General features: G+C 66.4%; 3 protein-coding genes. 2 read left to right on the top strand and 1 reads right to left on the bottom strand.

The features are described from left to right. Positions 1-666: glycosyltransferase (locus tag NTW26_00135; GenBank protein ID MCX7020681.1), on the top strand; the 666-nt coding region annotated here is incomplete at its 5' end. Between the two features lie 95 nt (positions 667-761). Here the strand turns inward: NTW26_00135 and NTW26_00130 are convergent. Continuing rightward, a complete protein-coding gene (locus tag NTW26_00130) occupies positions 762-1556 on the bottom strand; it encodes a hypothetical protein (protein MCX7020680.1) in 795 nt (264 codons plus the stop codon). Here NTW26_00130 and NTW26_00125 point away from each other — a divergent pair. Further along, on the top strand, positions 1555-1977 hold a 423-nt coding region (locus NTW26_00125), incomplete at its 3' end, for a hypothetical protein (protein ID MCX7020679.1). The two genes, NTW26_00130 and NTW26_00125, sit on opposite strands and share 2 nt — an antisense overlap.

Here is a 1977-nt window from a genome sequence, read left to right as displayed (position 1 = left end):
GTGCTCTTCGTTTCCGATTACGAGCGGCGGAATTTCCGTCTGTGGGGATTTCCAGACCATCGGGCGCAGACGTTGCAGACCGGGCTGCCGGACGCGTTTTTCGACATCGTACCCGAGAGGACCGGGGATCGCTTCACCTTTCTGATTCCGGCCCGCATTGACGGACGCAAGGGGCACGACGACCTTCTGCGGGCCGTATCCCTCTGCGGCGACAGCCCCTTTGATGTTTGGATCGCCGGCGACGGCCCTGCCCGGCGCGCCCTGGAGCGGATGGCCGACCGCCTCGGCGTGACCGGCCGGGTCAAGTTCCTCGGCTTTCAACGGGATATGCCGGCGCTGCTCAGGCACGTGAACGCCCTGGTTCTCCCCAGCCTGCGCGAATCGCTGCCTCTGTCCCTGCGGGAAGGTTTCGCCGCCGGGCTCCCGGCGGTCGCCACCGCCGTGGGCGGGATCCCCGAGCTCGTCGAGCACGGCCGGACGGGATTCCTGGTCCCCCGCCGCGACCCCCGGAGTCTGGCCCGGGCGATGAGGCGCCTCGCCGCTCGACCCGGACCGGCGGACAGGATGGGTGAAACCGCCCGGCGGACAGCCGAGCGGCGCTGGAGGCTGGAAGTGTATCTGGATCGGCTCGAAGGGGTTTACAAGGAACTGCTGGAGGGACGTTGAGCCTTTACGAGTGGGCGCTTCTGGGCGGAGGGGTAGTGCTGTTGACCCTGGCTAACCACCGCTTTTATTTCGGGAGCCGGCGTTCGAGCTACCTGTTATTCGCCCTGGCCTCGGCGCTCTTCGCCGGCGGCTTCCTCCTGGCCGGGCTGGTGCGGAACGACTACTCCGCCGCGCTGATGGTGATGCTCATCTACCTCGGGGTTTACGTTACCGAGCGGGTCGGCTTCATCCTTTTTGCCAGATTTCTGCGCAAAAACGCCGCGAATGGTCACGAGGACGAGGGGAACCAGAACGGCCAGAGCGACGATTAACCAGGGTCCGGTCGAGGAGAGTCCCTCCGCGGACACACCACAGTCGAAGGTGGCGAAGAGGGCGGTGAAAAGCGCGGCGGCCGGCCAGAAGCTCCCCGCCGCCCAGGTCAGCATCCCCGCCAGACCGGCCGACACGACACCGCGGGTCGTGGGTACGACGGCGAGCACCGCCAGCACCCCCCAGACGATTCTCCCAGTGATGCCGCCCGAGTCGAGAAAACCCGGCAGAAAGCGGTAGGCGAAGTAGGCCACTCCCACCGCAGCCACCGCATTGGAGACCCAGACCCAGACATCCGCCCACCCGACGGGGGCCTTCAGTTCAGGGAAAAGGAAGAAGACCGCCACGGCGACCACGCCCGCGACGAGGAGCTGCCGGTAGAGGCTCGCCCCCGGTTCGGCCGGAATCCGATTGAGTCCGATCCAGACCAGGGGCGCGACGATGCCGACCGCGACGAAGGCGATCAGCCGGTAGAAAAGCTCGTAAGCAACGTTGGCTCCGCCCAGCCAGTGGGTGGCGGCCAGGAGAATGTAGGCGGTTATCAAACCTAGGGCGTAAACCAGACGTATCCTGGACGACATGACGTCACCTCAGCTTTGCAGAATTATAGGGGTCCTCCTCCTCCTGGTCAAGCCGGCCGCGGCGGATGCCTGGTCCGAGGCCCAGTCCGCCGCCGGCTCCGGGGATTCCGCGGGGGCGGTCCGGATTCTGACCCGGGCCGTGGACGCGGGTGAGGTCGGCCCGGAAAATCTAGTCCGGTGCGAGACCCAGATTTTCCTCTGGCGCCGGGGGCTGGGAGAAGGACGGCAGGCTCTGGAGAGGCTTCTCGCGCTACCGGAGAGAGATCGAGGTGGACTGGACTCCGCCGCCCTGGCCCTGGGTGACTACTTCGCGGAAAACCCCGCCGACCTCCACCTGTGGTTCGAGGCCGCAGAGCGTCACGCAGCATGGGACGATGTGGCGGACGTGCTGGCGAAGCGGCTTTTGAACAGAAAGGCCTTC

The organism is bacterium, from assembly GCA_026398675.1.
In the GTDB taxonomy this organism is placed as follows: Bacteria; RBG-13-66-14; RBG-13-66-14; order RBG-13-66-14; family RBG-13-66-14; genus RBG-13-66-14.
Note: the sequence above shows the minus strand (reverse complement) of the source record. Positions and strands in the feature narration are given on the sequence as shown.